A 19,098-nucleotide genomic window follows, 5' to 3' on the forward strand; every position below is an offset into this window, starting at 1 on the left:
AAACTTCCTTTTAAGGTTCATTACAATCAATGAACCTGTGTTTCTTCAAGTAAAGCCTGAATATTTTCAATCAGGTCTGCTTCTTGGAATGGTTTACCCATATAACGGTTTACACCCAGACCAAATGCCCTTTCACGATGTTTTTCCCCAGTACGCGATGTAATCATAACAATTGGAAGCTGTTTATGTTTGGAATCATGACGAATAAAATTAAGCACTTCAAAACCATCCATTCTTGGCATTTCGATATCCAGTAACATCAAGTCTGGAGTTACTTGTGTTAGTTTCTCAACTGCATCGACACCGTCTTTTGCTGTAATGACTTCGAAACCTTGACGCTCTAGTAACCGTGAAGTCACTTTCCTTACTGTCACGGAGTCATCGACAACCATAATGGTTTTACGACTGGCTTGACGAACTTCGTATGGCTGTACAGGTTGTGATTGTTGATGAATACGAGAAGTCGTCAATACTCTACGCGAAATACTTGCACCATCCAGAATTAAACAAACCCGACCATCTGCAAGAATAGTTGCACCACCTAAATATCCGACAGATGATAACTGATCACCAATGGGTTTCATTACAATTTGCGCACGAGAACCGACCAGTTGATCAACCTGCAAGGCAATAGATCGACCTGCACTATTATAAATAATGACAGGAACAGAAGAACCCATATTGGTTAGTTCGGGTTGATGTTTACCCTGAATAAACTCACCCATATAACGCAAGCGATACGTTTGATGATCCAAAGTAAATTCCTCACGATCACCGTCATAATATTCCATCAAGGCTACTGGGGAAACGCGTACAATACGTTCAATTTGTGCAAGTGGTAAAGCAAACTGTTGATCAGCTACTTTTACCATCAATGCATCACTCACTGATACGGTAGTTGGTACACGAATAGTAAATACAGTGCCTTGCCCATTTTTTGAGCTAACACTTACGTTACCACCAAGAGATTTAATTTCATTTTGTACCACATCCAGACCGACACCACGTCCAGAAATTTGAGTCACCTGTTTGGCCGTAGTTAAACCCGAATGGAACACATATTGCATTAGGTCATCATCACTTACCTGTATTGAAGGTGAAATTAAGCCATTACGAATCGCTTTTTCCTTGACTGCCGCAGTATCAATACCACGCCCATCATCAGAGAACATCACAAGAATGTCATGCCCTTCACTGGCAATGGAAAGTTGAATACTGCCTATGGCAGGTTTACCTAGCTGCAAACGAGTTTCCTGATCTTCAATACCATGGTCAATTGCATTTCGCAGCATGTGTTCTAAGGGCGATACCAGACGTTCCAGAATATTACGGTCCAGTTCGCCTTCCGTATTGTCAATCAATAATTCAGCCGGACGATTCAGCTGTGTAGAGATTTGTCTTACTAGACGTTGTAATCGAGGAATCAGTCGTGAAAATGGAACCAGTCGTGTTCCCATTAGATTTTGTTGAAGTTCGTTCTGAATACGAGATTGTTGTAATAATAGATTCTCTGTATCTCGAATCTTATCTGCAAGTGTGGTTTTAAAATCAATCAAATCTGAGGCAGATTCGGCAAGAGATTTGGACAATTGATTCAATGCAGAATATTGATCCATTTCCAGTGGGTCAAAATCTTCATAACGTAAAGCATCACTTTCATGTTTAGTCAGAATTTGTGTTTCCAGCTCACCTTCCATTCGGCGCAACTGATCAGCCAAACGTTGAATGGCCAACTCCATTTCTGTCAGAGTAAAAGCCATTTGTCCCAGATCAAGTTCGATCCTTGATCTGTTAATGGCACTTTCTCCTGAAAGGTCAATCATTTTTTCAACCAGATCAGCAGAAATACGTATCAATTCCTGAGAATGTTGTTTTGGCTGATTTGATGTGTAATCAGCATACATTGCTGGTGGCAGGGAACCATCGCCCTGCACAGTTTTAATTTCGTTATAATGGTCAAAGTTTACGTGATCTGTAGCGTTTTGTTCCAGATCATCTACCAATAAAGCTTCAAAACTCATTGCTGTTAGACGAAGTTGCAAAGACTCTGCACCTTCGTATAAGCCATGTTCGATGGCTTGTCTTAACCATGCTTGCGTTTGACGAATCAGTTCGTCATAACGGGTTGCGGTAAATTGATGTAAGGCAAATTGTTCAAACACATATTCCAGTTGATAAGCCATATTGGCAATCAACTCTTCGCCAACCAGACGTGAGTTACCTTTTAAAGTATGATAGTTACGTTGTAAAACCAATAATAGATTACGATTATTACGCTGGTTTGCCCATTTAGCAAATAATGCTTCACCTTCTGTAAGTTGCTCATTAGCTTCATCCAGATAACTTTCAACCATGGCAACATGCTGATCATCCCCTGTCGCTCTTGCATGTTCAAGCAAGGGATTTATTTCATTAACGCTAACAACATCATCATTTACTTGAGTCGATACAATTGGTGTTACAGCAAGCACAGGTGTTTGATTTTGTGTCAGTATCTTGTGCATTTGAGCAACAAAATCTGCACTGTCCGAATCAATCTGTTGATAAGTTAATTGCTGAACATGAGTTAGTAATCGATCCTGAGCTGTACGCAATTGCAACATCAGCTCATCAGACAGAGTTAATTTATGACGGATAATTGCTTCATAAACACTTTCAAGCGCATGAACTTTTTGCCCTAGTTGTATTGCTTGCACCATATTTGCACCACCTTTTAAAGTATGCAAATCACGGGTAATAGCATTTAACAGTTCGTCATTAATAGATTGTTTCTGTAATTCAAGCCATTTCTCATCTAAAGATTCCAGTAATTCTGTCGATTCATCTACAAAAATTGCCAGAAGCTCAGAATCAAATTCTAATGATGCATTTTTTTCTTCAATGTCATGATGATCAGTCTGTACGATTGCTGGCCGTATTTCTGATTGGTGCTGGATTATTTTCGACTCAGTTACTAATTTATCTATCGATACGTGGTGATTAACTGGTTGCCAAGCAGCTTCAGAAGTCACTGCATCTATAATTTCTGACTGAAGTTTGCTTTCTTGTGTGCCGCTTTGACGCACAGAGTTTTCCAGATCTGAAGCCTGATTTAAATTAGTTACGGTCGTTAATTCAGCACCATGTAATATAACTGCTTGAAGCTGCTGAATCATTGCACTTGCATCTAGATCAATATTTTCATCGCGTAAACGCTGTAAACGGATCGCAATATTATCCTGTACGTAGCGAATCATTTGTACTGCATTGCTAGAAGGTTTCAATACACCTTTTAGGATACGATCATAAATTGTTTCTAATTCATGTGCCAACAGGCCAAGCTGTGTTGCCTGTACCATATTTGCACCGCCTTTGAGCGTATGTAAATAACGAAATAAATGCTGTAAAACCTGATTATTTTGTAAATCTTTTTCCCATAAAGAAAAATCCAGATCCATCTGATTGATTAATTCTTCAGATTCTTCAAGGAAAATGGCCAATAGATCAGGATCAAATTCGATATGTTGATTTTGTCCAGTTTCTACTGGCGTAGCTGTTTTCAGATTGACATTAAGATGCGTATTTTCTTCAACAATAACTTTGTTTACATCAGCTTTGTTATCAGTAGAAACTTGTGCAATCTGACCTAATACCTGTTCAAATTCTTCTTCAATTAAGTGAGTAATAGTGACATTTTGTCCAGATGCCAATCCGTCAAATACATCTATCAAATATTGATGTAAGCCCTGAACAGTTTCAAGAATTTCAATGCTATATTGTGCTTGAGGCGTTTCAAATAATGCCTGATAGCAACGTTGATATTCATTTGCCAGGATATTCAGGTTTGCAGTTTGTGCATTAGTTGTATGCACAATCAGTATGTCAGCTTGTTCAATTAAATGCTGCAAGTAATTTGAGGCATTTTTTTGAATTTCCTCAACAAAAGTAAACTCGGCATCTAGCAAATCGTTGATATTTAATTCGAGTAACTGTGCAACAACCCCTTGTGTAGATGCTTCGGTATTTGGGCTTTGTTGCGCCTGATAATTCTGTAAATTTTGGGTAAATTGTGTGTCTAAAAGCTCTAATTTTTCCTTATTATTATCTGCAAGTACAGTTAAACTGGCTGAAATATAATTATAATAATTCAGCAATAATTGTTGTGTTTTTTCATTTTGCTGCAAGGTTTCGATGTCGAAGCCTTTAAATATTTGTTCTACCTGACTGCTTGCTGAGAAAATAGCATTTTGCTCAACCATTCCGGAACTCCCCCGAATGGTATGTAAAGCACGTAATAACTGATTAAATTCATCAATATTGGCTGCATGATCCAGATGTAAGAACTCGGAAATAGTTTGTAAGTGCTCGTTGCTTTCTTCCAGAAAAATTTCCAGTGTCGGATCCAATATTACGGTTTCTTTTACATTTGCACGATCTGATGAAGAAACATCAACATTATCTTGTTGCTCAAGATGTGATGTATCATCAATAATAGTCTCTTGTTCAGGAATATCGTGTGTTTGATAATAATCAATCGTGTAGCTTAAAGCGGTCATTATCTCTTGCTGATCTCTCAGCAGATTTGCGGTCAAAATCCATGGGCGTAAATCAATTTGATGTGCCTGCGCCTTGATAAAATCCTTCACTAGAACTTCATATAATCTTGCAACTGAATACACTAATTTTTGTAATTGTTGATGTAATTTGATACTACCACTCATGACCCGATTTAGCATGTCTTCAATTGCCCATGCCAATTCTGCAGATTGCACTGCACCAGCCATTCTACCCGAACCTTTTAATGTATGAAAAGATCGGCGAATTTCTGTGAGTAAATCTTTATCTGACGGTGTTTTAATCCATTTAGGAATGGCATCATCGAGAAATTCCAGAATTTCCTGTACTTCCTCAACAAAAATTTCTCGAATTTCAGGATCCTGATCTTGTAATTGATCAGGAGGAAGCTCTATATGGTGAACGATTTCTTTTAAACTTTGACTCATAAGCTTGCTTCTTTAAACCCCTACAATGATCAACACAACACAAATGCTTTAATTTGTTTTTATTTCATCAAGCTTAAAGCACTGTACATGAGTTGTATTGCATCATGTCAAATAAAACAATTTTATATAGATTCAGGAGATAATACATAGATCAACTCCTGATATTTAATTTACATATTTTCTGGTAACTTGAAGTCGGTTACAGATTCACGCAATGCTTCTGCCATGTGTGCCAATTCTGTTACTGAGCGTGCAGCATCCATAGTAGAAGATGTTGTCTGGTGAGTAATATCCTGTACCACATTCATGGTCTGAGAAATATGACTTGCAGAACCTGCCTGTTCTCTTGCAGTATCAGAAATGTTTTCAATCAAGCTTGCCAATGTACCGGATACATTTTGAATTTCATCCAGTGCAACACCTGCATCCTTAGCCAGTGTTGTTCCTTTTACCACTTCTGTAGTGGTTAATTCCATTGATGTTACTGCTTCATTAGTATCGGTCTGAATGGTTTTCACCAACAATTCAATCTGCTTGGTTGCAGCCGCAGAACGTTCTGCCAGACGCTGTACTTCGTCTGCAACGACAGCAAAACCTCGACCAGCTTCACCTGCCATAGATGCCTGAATTGCCGCATTCAATGCCAAAATGTTGGTTTGGTCGGCAATATCGTTAATCAAAGATACAATGTGTCCAATTTCTTGTGAAGACTCACCCAAACGTTTAATACGTTTAGAAGTTTCCTGAATTTGTTCACGAATAGTATCCATTCCTTCAATCGTACGGTTTACCACATCAGCACCCGTAGCGGCAATATCTACCGAACGTTTTGCCACTTCAGCAGATTCTGATGCATTATTAGATACGTGGTCAATTGAGATGGCCATTTGATTAATTGCTGCTGACGCACCTGCAATTTCTTGTGCATTATGTTCAGAAGCTTCCGATAATTGCATGGTCAATTGTTGTGTTTCCAGAGAGTATTTGGATACTTCTTCTGAGGTGGTATGAATTCGTGCCACAAGATCACGCAATTGGTCAATTGCGAAGTTAATAGAGTCTGCAATCGCACCAGTAAAATCTTCAGATACTGTCGCATAAGAGCGTAAATCACCATCTGCAAGGTCGGCAATTTCATCTAGTAACCTTAAAATTGCATTTTGGTTACGATCATATTCAGCCTGCAAACTCAGCACTCGCTTCTGATCTCCCTTATTACGCAAAGTAACCAGTTTGAATAAAACAAAAGCAACCATCAAAATAGAAAGCAACAATAAGATTGGTAAAAGCGTTAACCAGATAGATTTGGTATCCTCAGCCATGGTATTTAATACCGTTGACATCTCATCTGACGTTGCAAAGATTTTGCCAGAAGCTTCATTTACCGCCAGAATCTGTTTGGAATTATCCAAAATCTGTGAAGCAGTATGTTTCAGAGTCTGATCAAATTCAGTTTGAATACCTGCTAAAATTTGCTGCATTTTAGGATCAGCAATACGTTCTACGCCATTGACAGCATCGCCTTGAATCTGACCTTTTAGATATGTACCAAAAGTTTCGGTATCATTACTAAAATTTTCTGCTGATTCAATGGCAGTTTGCTTCCCTGTCAACACCGCATTGATTGATCGTAAAATACGTTCTGCCAAATAAACCTGATTTTTTGCCAAGGCGACCTGTGATGCAGAAGCACCAGAGCGAGTCATCTGGTCAACCAACAAATTATATTCAGACTGAATACCCGGAACAGACTCGGTAATTTGTAAACCTAATGTTTGTAAGGTATTAATTGTTTTTTGATGTTGTACAATGGTATTAATCCCAGCATTTACTGTATTCCATTGCGATTCTAGTTGTTTTACATTGGTGCTATCACTGTGTGAACTCTCAACAACTTTCAATGCATCACTAAATTGTGTCTGGCTTTTTTTCAGTTCAGCCACAATTTTATCGTCACCGCTTACAGCGGCTTCGCTGGATTGACGAGAAATTTGTTGTGAAAGATAACGTAAATCCCCCACCGCTCGAGTCAGGGAAGTTTCTTTACTATTACCCCATAACAGTACGCCAAACAGTACAACCGAAATAATTAATGCCAGTAAAAGTAGCGTAAGATAACGTGTAACCTGCTCACGATCTCCACCAAAGAATACGGCTAACTGATCAATTATTTTACTTGCTTTTTGGAACACAGGACGATCTTTTTTCGCCTGAACAGTGCTGTTACCTTTACCTAGACCAAAGGCCATGTAAGCTCTCCCCTGAATATTTATCCATCTCGAGCTTAGTGAGATGGGGACAGAAATCTTGGATTATTTAGTAAATCTCTAAACATAAAGACATGCCAAGGTTTACTTTGGTACATAAAGTAGCCTTGACAAAATTCTTGCAGTTCCGGGGGCAAATCATTCGCTTGTTTGAAATAGCTTTGCTGATTAAAATGCTGAATCCCGAAAACCTGATCAACGATCACCCCACAATAATGTTTGGGATGCATTAGACAGAGTACTTTACTGTCAGTTTTGACTTCATTTACACTATGATTTAAAAATGCGGCCAGATGACTTACAGATAATAAGCGACCACGAATGTTCGCGACACCACATGCCCATTTCTGTGTGCTTGGAACAGGTGTCCATTCAGGTACATAGATCACTTCTGCAATATCACCCAAAGGCGCTACAAATTGTCTTCCTAAAATCTCAAATGCAACACCTGACCAACGTAACGTTTGGTCAATTTGACTAACCTGACGTTTTTTACCCCGATCTGCCAGACGTAGCAGTTCAATAAAACCTTTGGCGGCCATAAATTAGTTCACATTAATATATTGTTTAATCGTGTCTATCAATTGTACTTCATCAACTGGTTTAACCAGATAATCCTTTGCCCCTTGTCTTTTGCCCCAAAGGCGATCTGTTGCCTGATCTTTAGTACTGACAATCACGACTGGAATATGTCGAGTATCCGGTGCTCGTGTAATTTGTCGTGTGGCCTGAAAACCATTCACACCAGGCATAACAACATCCATTAATACCAAATCAGGCTGTTCAGTTTTAGTTAAAGTTACCCCATCTTCGCCATTAGCAGCTTCTAATGTTTCAAAACCATGCTTGACCAAGATTTCCTTAAATCTGAATGTTTCTGTTGGTGAGTCGTCAACAATTAATATACGAACCATTTTGATTTCCTATTGATCAATGTGCAAACATTACACAGCAACATGATTATTGATGGCTTCGAATAGCTCATCTTTGCTAAATGGTTTGGTCAAATACTGTTCTGATCCGACAATTTTACCTTTTGCCTGATCAAAAAGACCATCTTTGCTAGATAACATAATGACTGGAATGTTTTGATAATTTTGATTATTTTTTATCAAGGCACAAGTTTGATAGCCATCTAAGCGTGGCATCATAACATCTACAAAAATAATATCAGGATTGGTATCAGCAATTTTGGATAAAGCGTCAAATCCATCGACAGCTGTTACAACCTGACACCCCTCACGTTGTAACAATGTTTCTGCTGTACGGCGGATTGTTTTTGAGTCATCAACTATCATGACTTTTAGATCGCTTAGTTTATCTTTCATTTTACTCGTTATCCCAATTTCAAACCCGTAGCATTTCAGTAACAATAAACTACATTTTCAAGCTCTTTTTTTAACACAGTTTAGTGGCTTTTCCAATCTTTGTTTATGCTTTTGTAAAATATAATTTGTTAACTTAATCACACTTTACTTTAAAAGCTAAACCACTGACAAAGGATTGAAAACTGAGTATTTTTGTCTACTTTTCAATTCGTAGGCAATTAACTCCCCTCCCCAAACACAACCTCCATCAAGTGAAATGATTTGTGGGTGAATTTCCTGGCCCTGTAATGCTGCCCAATGTCCAAATAAAATCTTATGTGTTGCTGTGACTCGATTTTGATACCTAAACCACGGCGAAAATCCTGCCGGCATAGGATCATCCAAACTCTCCTTGAACACAAAATCCAGATGGCCCTGCTGATCGATAATTCGCATACGAGTAAAATAATTTGTAATTACACGCAATCGGGCATTTCCCTGCAAAGCATCAGACCATATATCTGGTTGCGCACCGTACATTTCTGCCAAAAAATGATCCAAATCAGGCAAGTCTGCCTGTAATACTTGTTCAACTTCATGCGCATATTGTTTGCTTTGCTCAAGTGACCAAATATGTGGAATACCTGCATGTGTGAGCACATGTACCGAATCAACTTCTATAAGTAAGGGCTGATGACGTAACCAATCAATTAAATCACTACCATCAAGTGCATCAAATATGGGTTGGGTCTGATCTTTGTCTTTTACTTTTTTAAAACCTCGCCCACAGGCAATCAAGGTTAAATCGTGATTACCTAATACTGTTGCTGCTGCCCCTTGATCACACAGTTTTTTTACAAAGCGTAATGTTGATAAAGAATCTTCACCACGTGCAACCAAATCTCCTGCAAAATAAATAAAGTCCTGAGTAGGATCAAATTGAATTTTTTTCAATAGTGCTTTTAATGCTGCAAAACATCCCTGCAAATCTCCAATTGCATAGACATGACGATAATTTTTCATAACTTTACTCGATTAAAATAGCTCAACACAGGCATCAGACAATGCTACAAACTCTGAAAGGGAAAGCGTTTCTGGACGAGCCATTGGATCAATACCAGCACGTATAAAGCCTGCTTCATCCAATTTGCCTTTCAAGCTGTTGCGTAAAGTTTTACGACGCTGGGTAAACACATGAGCAACCAATGCCGCAAAGTTTTTTTCATTTTGCGCAGTCAATGGTTTTTCTGCATAAGGTTCTAGTCTAAACACTGCACTAGTAACTTTTGGAGGTGGGTTAAATGCACCTGCCGGAACTTCAAACAAATAGGTTGCTTTACAGTAATATTGCAACATGATGGACAAGCGGCCATATTCCTTGCTATTGGGTTTTGCCGTAATACGTTCCACGACTTCTTTTTGCAGCATAAAGTGCATATCCTGAATGGCTACGCCCTGTTGCACCAGATGAAAAAGTAATGGTGTCGAAATATTATAGGGTAAATTACCCACTACTCTTAAAGGTTTATCTTGAACCAATGTCGCAAAATCAAATTTAAGTGCATCGGCTTCAATAATTTGTAAACGTTCTGGATGCGGGACTCGAGATGGCAATCCTGCTGCAAGATCACGATCCAGTTCGACAACTTTTAGCTGATCTACTTCCCCGATTAATGGGGAAGTTAAAGCAGCAAGTCCCGGTCCAATTTCAACCAGATTATCATCATGACGGGGATTAACCGCACGTACAATTTTTTCGATAACCCGCTGATCGTGTAAAAAATTCTGACCAAAACGTTTTCGAGCCTGATGCCCTTCTTCTTTAGGGTTTAGGGCATTAATTTGATACATGCAATTCTTCCTGACATCAAAAATTTAAATTATGCTGATTCTGCCATATTTAATGCCAGATCTGTGGCAACCATCAGACTTGAGCTTTTTGCCAGACCTGTACCTGCCAGACTTAATGCTGTGCCGTGATCGACCGATGTGCGAATAAACGGTAAACCAAGAGTAATATTTATAGCTTCACCAAAACCCTGTGATTTTAGCACAGGCAACCCCTGATCGTGATACATTGCCAACACTGCATCGGCATGTTGTAAATGTTCAGGAGTAAATAAAGTATCCGCAGGCAATGCTTCACTGATTTGGATACCTTGCTGACGATAACAATCCAGTACCGGATTGATGATCTCTATTTCTTCATTTCCCAGATAGCCACCTTCTCCAGCATGTGGATTCAAACCACAGACCAGAATACGAGGTGATGCGATTTTAAATTTTTGTTTTAAATCTGCAAGCAAAATATCCAAAACCTGTATCAAACGCGATTTACTCACGGCATCTGCAACTTGCCTTAAAGGTAAATGCGTTGTTACCAAAGCAACACGTAAAGTTTTAGTTGCAAGCATCATCACTACACGTGGAACACTTGCTTTTTCCTGAAAAAATTCAGTATGTCCGCTAAAGTGTAACCCTGCCTGATTAATGACTGATTTTTGTACAGGCGCTGTAATAATTCCAGCACTGTGATGTGCCAGAGCCTGATCAGCAGCAAAACTTAATTGGCGGATCACATAATCAGCATTGTCAACATCCAAGTGCCCACATTGTACATCGCGATTGAGTGCAATGTGTTGTACATAAAGTTGCCCTCTGGATGAGGGTTCACTCTGACCATGATAAGGAATAAATTGAATCTGTTTTTGTAAGATTTGCGCACGTTGCTGTAATAGATGCTGATCCGCCAAAACCACAATCGGACGACTATCATGACGTTGCGCCAAATCCAGACAAATATCCGGCCCAATACCAGCAGGTTCTCCACTAGTGACATAAAGGGGCAATGCTTGATTCATGATTTTTTTGACCAACTTACTTATACTGAAGGCTATTTTCCGCTGTTCTGTTGCGGTTGAAAAGCTAAAATTTCCAATCTTGCGTGTAAAACATGTTTAATTCATCTGATGTCCCTTATCAAACCATAATGTTAACACATGACATTTCTGTGACCATCAAACGAATTGACTTGATTCATCCAAAAATTTCCGGCAATAAATTTTTTAAATTAAAATATAATTTTTTTGAAGCACAACGTCTTGGATATCAAAAATTATTAAGTTTTGGTGGAGCTTATTCTAACCATATTTTTGCTTTGGCACATGCAGCGAAAACTTATGGTTTTCAGAGTATTGGCATTATTCGTGGTGATGAGCTGGCAGATCGAGCTTTAAACCCAATCTTACAACAAGCACAACATTTAGGCATGCAATTGCATTTCGTTACTCGAACTGAATATCGAAAACGACATGAAGCTGAATATTTAAAACAACTTCAACACCAATTTCCAAACAGTTACATCATTCCAGAAGGTGGGACAAACACATTGGCAGTACAAGGTTGTCAGGAAATTTTGAATGATACAGATTTACAAAATTTTGATGTGATTTGTTGTGCAGTGGGCACAGGCGGCACAATATCCGGCTTAATCAATGCCAGTTCAGCACAGCAAAAAATTTTAGGCTTTTCTGCGTTAAAAGGTAATTTTTTAGATCATGATATTCGCAAATGGACAAAAAAAAATAATTGGTCAATCATCGATAGCTATTGTTGTGGCGGCTATGCTAAAACCACCACTGAATTATTAAATTTTATCAAAGATTTTAAACAAGATTATTCGATCCCCTTAGAACCTATTTATACTGGGAAAATGATGATGGGGATTTCTGATTTAATTCAACAAAACTATTTTCCCCCAAATACCCGAATATTAGTGATCCATTCGGGTGGACTACAAGGCAAATAAATATTTAATCTATCGTTGATTTTTTATTCTTTCAATTTTATTTCCACGTTGCTTCACACATTTATTAAGTAATTCTTGTTATTTTTAAAAGTATCATATTAAAACTAAAAATCATCGGAATGACAGATTGAAATAAAATAAAAATAGATCGAAAATAATCCTGAAGTAATACATTTGAATAAAACTTTTGTTAATATAATTATATATCATACAGCGAATAGAGAATAATGAACGATACGAAAAATACATTAACATCCACTCAAAGTAACGTTAGAAAAATCCTACAGATTGAAGGTCTTTGTGTATTGGTTTTATCTCTAATCGTCTATGAAAAATTCGGAATAGGTTGGGGTACGTTTGCTATATTTTTTCTTACTCCAGATATTTCTCTGCTCGGATATTTATTAAACTCAAAAATCGGCTCTGTTTTTTATAATGCAGCACATTCATACTTGCTTCCATTTGTGATCCTGGGACTAGGAATCTACTTTAATGTGTCAATTATGTGGGCTACAGCTATTATTTGGACTGCTCACATTGGCTTTGATCGTATGTTAGGTTATGGCCTTAAGTACTCCAATGGATTTCACTTTACTCACCTGGGAGTGATTGGAAGCAAAAAATAATCATCAATATTTTACGCCTTTCAAAATAAAACTGATTAGGAACTTTGATCAAAGACTAAATTGTAAAAGTCATATTGTTCTCTTGAATTATGGAAAAGATATAATCACACCACTCATTAAACTTGATATCTGTCATTGAAACAAAAAACAAGCAGCTTGACTCAAGGGTCTGCCTTGCTTTGTTATTCTGCATGCTAAACTACTGCCCTTTTCTTCTGACCATTCATAAACGAGTAAATTTATGTCTATTTCCCATGTCGATGTCATTATTATTGGTGCAGGTGCTGCCGGTTTAATGTGTGCAGTACATGCAGGACAACGTGGTCGCAAAGTACTGGTAATGGAAAAAGCCAATAAAGTGGGTAAAAAAATTTTAATGTCTGGTGGTGGAAAATGTAACTTTACGAACCTATATGTAGAACCCGACAACTATATTTCCCATAATCCACATTTTGTGATTTCTGCCCTTGCCCGCTATAGCAACTGGGATTTTATTGCTAAAGTTTGCGACTATGGTATTGCTTATGAAGAACGAAAACACGGTCAATTGTTTACGTTAAACGGTTCAAAAGACATTTTAAACATGCTGTTTACTGAATGTCATCACACCCAAAAAGTTGAAATTCAAACCCAGTGTGAAGTACAAAAAGTCATTGCCTTAACACAGGGTGGATTTAATGTTCAAACCAATCAGGGTGATTTTCAATGCGAAGCTGTAGTGGTCGCGACAGGTGGCTTATCTATCCCAACCTTAGGTGGCTCTGGTTTTGGTTATGAAGTGGCACAACAATTTGGACATCATGTGTATCCAACTCGTGCAGGCTTGGTTCCATTTACCTTTTCTGACCAATTGAAAGAGGTCATGGCTCGTTTAAGTGGTAACGCCCTTGATGTGAGTTTGAGTAACCACCGTAACAGTTTTCATGAAGCCTTACTCTTTACTCATCGCGGATTAAGTGGGCCAAGCGCTTTACAACTTTCCAATTATTGGCAAAGTGGTGAAGATTTTCAAATTAATTTTTTCCCAGCTCAAGACTTATATGCTTTTTTTAAAGAAAAAAAATTATCGCAACCCAAAGTTTTATTACGCACTCTACTGACAGTTTTCACCACCAAAAGCATTATACAAGAATTACAGCAATTGATTTGGTCAGCACAAAGTGAAACAGCCATTGGCAATATTAGCGATGCACAACTACAATTGATTGCAAATCAACTACATGGTTTTCGTGTAAAACCTTCAGGTACAGAGGGTTATCGCACCGCAGAAGTGACTTTAGGTGGTGTTGATACCAATGAAGTTTCCTCTCAAACAATGCAAAGTAAAAAGCAAGAAGGACTATATTTTATTGGTGAAGTGCTAGATGTAACGGGACATTTAGGCGGATTTAATTTTCAATGGGCTTGGTCATCCGCCTATGCTGCTGGAACAGTTGTGTAACTGAACAACTCAAATTATGTTTTACGCATTTGGAGATTTTTCAGTCGCGTCTGATGATGCTGTAGCGGCTTCATCATGTTCTTCATTACGATCTGATAAAGGTGTTTGCGCATCATGTTGAGGCTGAGTTTGATCAATTGGTTCTGGCGTGTCATCAGCAATCTGATCAACGGATTTTTTGCCAAAAACAAATTTATAAGCCGTACCTAAAGCAAAAATTGCTGCGCCAGCAATCAATAATGGTGGTAGTTTTTTATTAAATTTTTTCATTGCGATATGCTCACTCTTTTATCTTAATTCTGATCATATAGCAAAAGCCACCGCAGTGGCTTTTACAAATTGTATGTACAATGTTGCTGATTAAGGTTTATTTAGATCATCCTGAACTGGATTCACAGGATCTTCTGGGTGTAAGTTAATATTTTCTACACCTACCGGTAAATTAACCTGAGCATCCGATGCAGATGGCTGTTGAGGGTTAGGCTCACATGCTTCTTTTTCTGCTTTATCGATCAATTTGGTCAAGATACGTTCGGCTGGTTGACGCCCTCCTAAACCAAATGCCAGTGCAAAAGCAACCGCAACACCACCAAGTGTTAAGCCAAACGCCAGATTAACAATTGAGTCTGCAATCCCCATTGCACGCAATCCCATTGCCAATACCAATCCCATCACCAACACACGAATTAATGTTGCCAACCAACGAGAACTTTTGTATTCACCACGTTGTACAACATTGGCAACCGCATTGGCAAGCCAAAAACCAATCACCAAAATAACAGCACCCAATAAAATCTGCGCGCCAAAAGCAATAAAGATTGCGATTAACTCACTCACCTGATGGAAGCCTAAACGATTAGCTGCCTCAGAAATTGCAAATAACATGGTAAAAAATACTATCAAACAACCAATAATTGCTGAAATTTTTTGTGTGCCTAAAAAGCGTTGTAAATCCACTTTTTCAGGTAATTCGTCAACACCTGTGCCAGCCAAAATTTCTGTTGCCAGTTTACCTACAAATTTTGCCACGACATAAGCAATAATCAGAATGACCACAGCCGCAAGAATATTTGGAATGGCAAGCAAGAATTGATTAAGCATTGCTGTTGCTGGTTGAGAAATGGTTTCTACACCTAGTGCATCAAATGCAATAATCAATGCAGTAATAATCACTACAGCAAAAACAAATGAACCCAGTAATTTACCCAAGTTAGTTGATTTAAATACGCCAATTTTTTCTGCTTGCGTCTGTAAACCAACACTGTTAACCAAGCCTTCCACAATTCCACGCAAAATTTTTGCCAGAATATAACCTGCAAAAACAATAATGCCTGCAATAAATAGATTTGGAATATAAGAAATTGCATCAGTTAACATGACCTGAACAGGTGCCAGTAGTCCATTTAAACCAAGTATTGATAAAACAATTGGTAAAAATAGTAATAAAATTAACCAATAAACAATTTCAGCAATATTTTGGCTTAATGGTGCAACACCAACATCCTGACTAAGTTTTTCATCCAGTTGAGTTCTAGCAAGAGCTTTGTTTAAGCCAGTTCTAGCCAAAGTTGCTGCCAACCAACCCACCAGAGCAACCACTACGGCAGCAATAAGGGTTGGAATAAATGCTAACACTTCACCAATCATATTCGAGAATGGCGCACTTACCGCATGTAAATTTAATACGTTCAAACCTGCGACAATTGCAATAATCAAAATAAACCAAAATACAATTCTGGCAAGGATCTGTTCTACATCTGGAGAAGCAGCCGATTGTGTCGACTGATTTACTTTTTGGTTAAGATGAACAGTTGCCAGTAGTTTTTTAATTCCACCTGAAACTAGCAATGCAATAATCCATCCAACAATAAAGATGACGACTGCACCTAGTACAGGGTGAAATTGATCCCAGAAATAATACAGGTCAAAACGCTGTGGCGCATTGCCCATACCGAACCCATTATTCATACTCTCTCTCCAGTTATTTTTTTGATGTAAATTAATTATTTACGTCATTGAACACATACATTTGTGTATAAATTTATGCCAACCGATTTCGGCTGACACATCAAGCAAGTGGTTTCAAATCACATCTGTTACAAGATAGGAATTAGGCTGAAAAAATTTATTTATCGTTACATATTGAAAAGCATAAAGACCAAGACAATTAGAAAAAATAAAATAATTGCTGTCGTGATGTATCTAACACGTTTGGTCTTCTCTTTTGGATTTAATTCCTGCGGATCCTGTTGAGGTTGTTTTGACCACATTTTTGTATCCTCCCTTGTGATTTTTTGTATATTTTTTAGTCTAGCAGATCAATAATGAAGCAAATGTATCATTTTAATTATTTTATAATGTGAATTTGTTGGCATTTTTGAAGTACATTTTATCCTTATTCAAGTATAGCTTGCACTCTGCCTCAGTCATCCTATAATACCCTAGTTTTTTTCTTGGTACGGCCACTTATGGCTTATCGTCTTATCCCTGTAAATTTGTCTTTGGCTACAGATGTTTCTCATCAGTGCTGGCTTCATCGTACCCGCGATAATTATTTGATTGGCATTCTAAAATTTAGTAAACCTGAAACTGAATTTACTTGGGCAGATATAGAATATTGCCGTCGCCGTATTGAAGAAATGTCAGTCATGCCTTTTCCAGAATGTATTCAAGCCATGATTATTGATATTCAGGAATTTCAGGCTTTTATTGATAATGATGCGGTTTTAACACCTTGGCGTCTTCAAGAAGAAGATTGCCCAATCCGACTCATTATTCCTCATGATCGTATGGATGCCTATGCAGGAATTTTTGATGCAACATGGCTAAATACCGATTTAAATCATGCCATTAAGGAAATCCGTGAGTTTATGGATATGTTTGTGCATTGAAGAAGATTACCAGTAATTTTCCACTGCAATATTCCCTACACCACGACGATTCATCACTAATCCTATGGATTTCAAAGCCTCTTTGGTATCTTCAACCATTTGCGGATTGCCACATAGCATCACATGACTAGTTTCTATATGCAGCTTTAAATCAGCAGCCTTTTCCAATTGACCTGATTCAATCAGTTTTGGTAAACGCTGATTAAGGCTGGCAAATGGATCACGGGTAATGATAGGTAGAAAAATGAATTCTGCATCGCTTTCCTGTGCAAATATCTGTTGAATTTCACGGATCCGTTCAACATAAGCTAACTCATCTGATGTACGTACACTATATGCCAAAACAATATAACGGTATTTTTGCCATGTATCAAAATCCTGTAACATAGATAAAAATGGTGCAAGACCCGTGCCCGTAGCCAATAACCACAAATCATGAGGTGTAGGCTGCTGATAACGTGCCAGCGTTAAAAATCCATACGGAATTTTTTCCAGATAAAGCTGATCACCTGCTTTAAGATTTTGTAATTTAGAAGTAAATGCACCATCTGGCACAACAATAGAGAAAAACTCCAGTGTTTCATCAAAGGGCGATGACACAACAGAATAAGCACGAACAATTAATTCGCCGTCTGATTGAAGGCCAATTCTGGCAAATTGCCCAGCAGTAAATCGAAAATGTGCAGGACGTGTCATGGTAAAACTAAACAGGTTTGCAGCCCATTTTTTGACAGAAAGCACCGTTTCTAAAGTATATTTTTCCTCAGTCATCATAACTTCATGGCATACTATAAAGCGCTCATGGTAGCATGAGTTGTTCTGTCTTAACACTTATCTTATTTAAAGGTCAATCCATGCGTATGACACTTCGCCAACTGGCTGTTTTTGTTGCTGTTGCTCAGGAAGGCACCGTAACTCGTGCCAGTGATGCAGTAAAGCTGACTCAAAGTGCAGCAAGTATGGCACTGTCTGATCTGGAGGATGGCTTAGGATCACCTTTATTTGACCGTCAAGGAAAACGATTACAACTCAATGACTTAGGTCGCTACTTGTTACCGCAGGCATTAGAAATTCTAGGCCGCTGTGAAGCATTTGAACAAGCAGCGAAAGGTGAACTACAAGGTATTGATCTACGTTTAGGTGCGACCCTGACCATTAGTGATTACCTTATTCCAGATTTAATGGCGAATTTTTTGCAGCAACAACCACAGGCACATTTACAATTACAGGTTGGAAATACTCGACAAATCATTGAAGCAGTAAGTCAATTTCAACTGGATTTAGCGCTGATTGAAGGTTCCTGTCATTTACCACAATTACAATGTATTCATTGGCAAGACGATGAGCTGGCAGTATGTTGTGCGCCATCACATCCTTTAGCACAACTTGATCGTATATTAACTGTTGAAGATTTTAAAGCTGTTGAATGGGTTTTGCGTGAAGAGGGTTCCGGCACAAGAGAAGTTTTCGATAATAGTATTTTACAAGATTTACCGGATGCCAATATCCGTCTGACACTGGGACATAATGAAGCGATTTTAAAAATTGTTGCTGGGGGTTTAGGTGTAGCTTGTGTTTCTAAATTAACTATCACTCCTTTGCAGGAACAAGGTCAACTGGTGATTTTGGATACACCTTTCTGGACACTTACTCGTCCATTATTTATGCTGATTCATCGACAAAAATATCAGGGACCAGGACTAAAAGCCTTCATGCAATTCTGTGAAGATCAGGTAAATAAAGAAATTTAAATTGTATTCTCATCACGATTAACAG

16 protein-coding genes and 2 pseudogenes are annotated in these 19,098 nt (G+C 38.2%); 5 read left to right on the plus strand and 13 right to left on the minus strand.

The window, feature by feature from the left end; all coding sequences use genetic code 11:
• Positions 1-26 precede the first annotated feature (26 nt).
• From F4V57_RS05630 to pdxA, 8 genes are all read right to left on the minus strand, one after another.
• A complete protein-coding gene (locus tag F4V57_RS05630; RefSeq protein ID WP_070069176.1) occupies positions 27-4,982 on the minus strand; it encodes an Hpt domain-containing protein in 4,956 nt (1,651 codons plus the stop codon).
• 170 nt (positions 4,983-5,152) lie between these two features.
• The gene (locus tag F4V57_RS05635; RefSeq protein ID WP_070069177.1) at positions 5,153-7,231 is read right to left on the minus strand and encodes a methyl-accepting chemotaxis protein; all 2,079 of its coding nucleotides are present in this window, start codon (positions 7,229-7,231) and stop codon (positions 5,153-5,155) included.
• A gap of 35 nt (positions 7,232-7,266) precedes the next feature.
• Positions 7,267-7,791: a chemotaxis protein CheW gene (locus tag F4V57_RS05640; RefSeq protein WP_070069178.1), complete on the minus strand. Its 525-nt coding sequence runs from the start codon at positions 7,789-7,791 to the stop codon at positions 7,267-7,269.
• Positions 7,792-7,794: 3 nt separating this feature from the next.
• Positions 7,795-8,163: a response regulator gene (locus tag F4V57_RS05645; protein ID WP_070069179.1), complete on the minus strand. Its 369-nt coding sequence runs from the start codon at positions 8,161-8,163 to the stop codon at positions 7,795-7,797.
• A gap of 30 nt (positions 8,164-8,193) precedes the next feature.
• Complete coding sequence (pilG, locus tag F4V57_RS05650) at positions 8,194-8,577, minus strand: twitching motility response regulator PilG (protein ID WP_070069180.1); 384 nt, start codon at positions 8,575-8,577, stop codon at positions 8,194-8,196.
• A gap of 156 nt (positions 8,578-8,733) precedes the next feature.
• Positions 8,734-9,579 carry a symmetrical bis(5'-nucleosyl)-tetraphosphatase gene (locus F4V57_RS05655; RefSeq protein WP_070069181.1) on the minus strand — a complete coding sequence of 282 codons (846 nt, stop codon included), beginning with the start codon at positions 9,577-9,579 and terminating at the stop codon, positions 8,734-8,736.
• A 12-nt stretch (positions 9,580-9,591) separates the two neighbouring features.
• Positions 9,592-10,407, minus strand: coding sequence for a 16S rRNA (adenine(1518)-N(6)/adenine(1519)-N(6))-dimethyltransferase RsmA (gene rsmA, locus F4V57_RS05660; protein WP_070069182.1), 816 nt, complete (start codon positions 10,405-10,407; stop codon positions 9,592-9,594).
• A gap of 29 nt (positions 10,408-10,436) precedes the next feature.
• Entirely contained in the window at positions 10,437-11,417 is a 981-nt protein-coding gene (gene pdxA / locus F4V57_RS05665) for a 4-hydroxythreonine-4-phosphate dehydrogenase PdxA (protein ID WP_070069183.1), read from the minus strand.
• A gap of 92 nt (positions 11,418-11,509) precedes the next feature.
• Between pdxA and F4V57_RS05670 the strand changes: the two genes are divergently transcribed.
• The 3 genes from F4V57_RS05670 to F4V57_RS05680 all read left to right on the plus strand — a co-directional run bounded on the left by F4V57_RS05670 (position 11,510) and on the right by F4V57_RS05680 (position 14,431).
• Positions 11,510-12,364 (plus strand): 1-aminocyclopropane-1-carboxylate deaminase/D-cysteine desulfhydrase, encoded by an 855-nt coding sequence (locus F4V57_RS05670; RefSeq protein ID WP_070069184.1) that lies wholly within the window; start codon positions 11,510-11,512, stop codon positions 12,362-12,364.
• Between the two features lie 227 nt (positions 12,365-12,591).
• Positions 12,592-12,990, plus strand: a complete 399-nt coding sequence (locus tag F4V57_RS05675) for a DUF4260 domain-containing protein (RefSeq protein ID WP_070069185.1) — start codon at positions 12,592-12,594, stop codon at positions 12,988-12,990.
• Positions 12,991-13,231: 241 nt separating this feature from the next.
• On the plus strand, positions 13,232-14,431 hold the full coding sequence (locus F4V57_RS05680; protein ID WP_070069186.1) for a BaiN/RdsA family NAD(P)/FAD-dependent oxidoreductase: 1,200 nt from the start codon (positions 13,232-13,234) through the stop codon (positions 14,429-14,431).
• Positions 14,432-14,452: 21 nt separating this feature from the next.
• Here F4V57_RS05680 and F4V57_RS05685 read toward each other — a convergent pair whose 3' ends face one another.
• The 4 genes and pseudogenes from F4V57_RS05685 to F4V57_RS15010 form a co-directional block, all read right to left on the minus strand.
• A complete protein-coding gene (locus F4V57_RS05685; protein ID WP_070069187.1) occupies positions 14,453-14,701 on the minus strand; it encodes a hypothetical protein in 249 nt (82 codons plus the stop codon).
• Positions 14,702-14,884: 183 nt separating this feature from the next.
• Positions 14,885-16,165: pseudogene (locus F4V57_RS05690) on the minus strand (mechanosensitive ion channel); the annotation flags it as partial.
• A 71-nt stretch (positions 16,166-16,236) separates the two neighbouring features.
• A pseudogene (locus tag F4V57_RS15100) lies at positions 16,237-16,381 on the minus strand (membrane protein); the annotation flags it as partial.
• 185 nt (positions 16,382-16,566) lie between these two features.
• The gene (locus F4V57_RS15010; protein ID WP_264754215.1) at positions 16,567-16,701 is read right to left on the minus strand and encodes a hypothetical protein; all 135 of its coding nucleotides are present in this window, start codon (positions 16,699-16,701) and stop codon (positions 16,567-16,569) included.
• Positions 16,702-16,899: 198 nt separating this feature from the next.
• On the opposite strand from F4V57_RS15010, the gene F4V57_RS05695 reads away from it, so the two are divergent.
• The gene (locus tag F4V57_RS05695) at positions 16,900-17,322 is read left to right on the plus strand and encodes a hypothetical protein (protein ID WP_070069189.1); all 423 of its coding nucleotides are present in this window, start codon (positions 16,900-16,902) and stop codon (positions 17,320-17,322) included.
• 6 nt (positions 17,323-17,328) lie between these two features.
• Here F4V57_RS05695 and F4V57_RS05700 read toward each other — a convergent pair whose 3' ends face one another.
• Complete coding sequence (locus F4V57_RS05700) at positions 17,329-18,093, minus strand: ferredoxin--NADP reductase (RefSeq protein ID WP_070069190.1); 765 nt, start codon at positions 18,091-18,093, stop codon at positions 17,329-17,331.
• An 83-nt stretch (positions 18,094-18,176) separates the two neighbouring features.
• On the opposite strand from F4V57_RS05700, the gene gigC reads away from it, so the two are divergent.
• Complete coding sequence (gene gigC / locus F4V57_RS05705; RefSeq protein ID WP_070069191.1) at positions 18,177-19,073, plus strand: LysR family transcriptional regulator GigC; 897 nt, start codon at positions 18,177-18,179, stop codon at positions 19,071-19,073.
• Positions 19,074-19,098 lie beyond the last annotated feature (25 nt).

Source organism: Acinetobacter qingfengensis (assembly GCF_008693185.1).
Classification (GTDB): Bacteria; Pseudomonadota; Gammaproteobacteria; order Pseudomonadales; family Moraxellaceae; genus Acinetobacter; species Acinetobacter qingfengensis.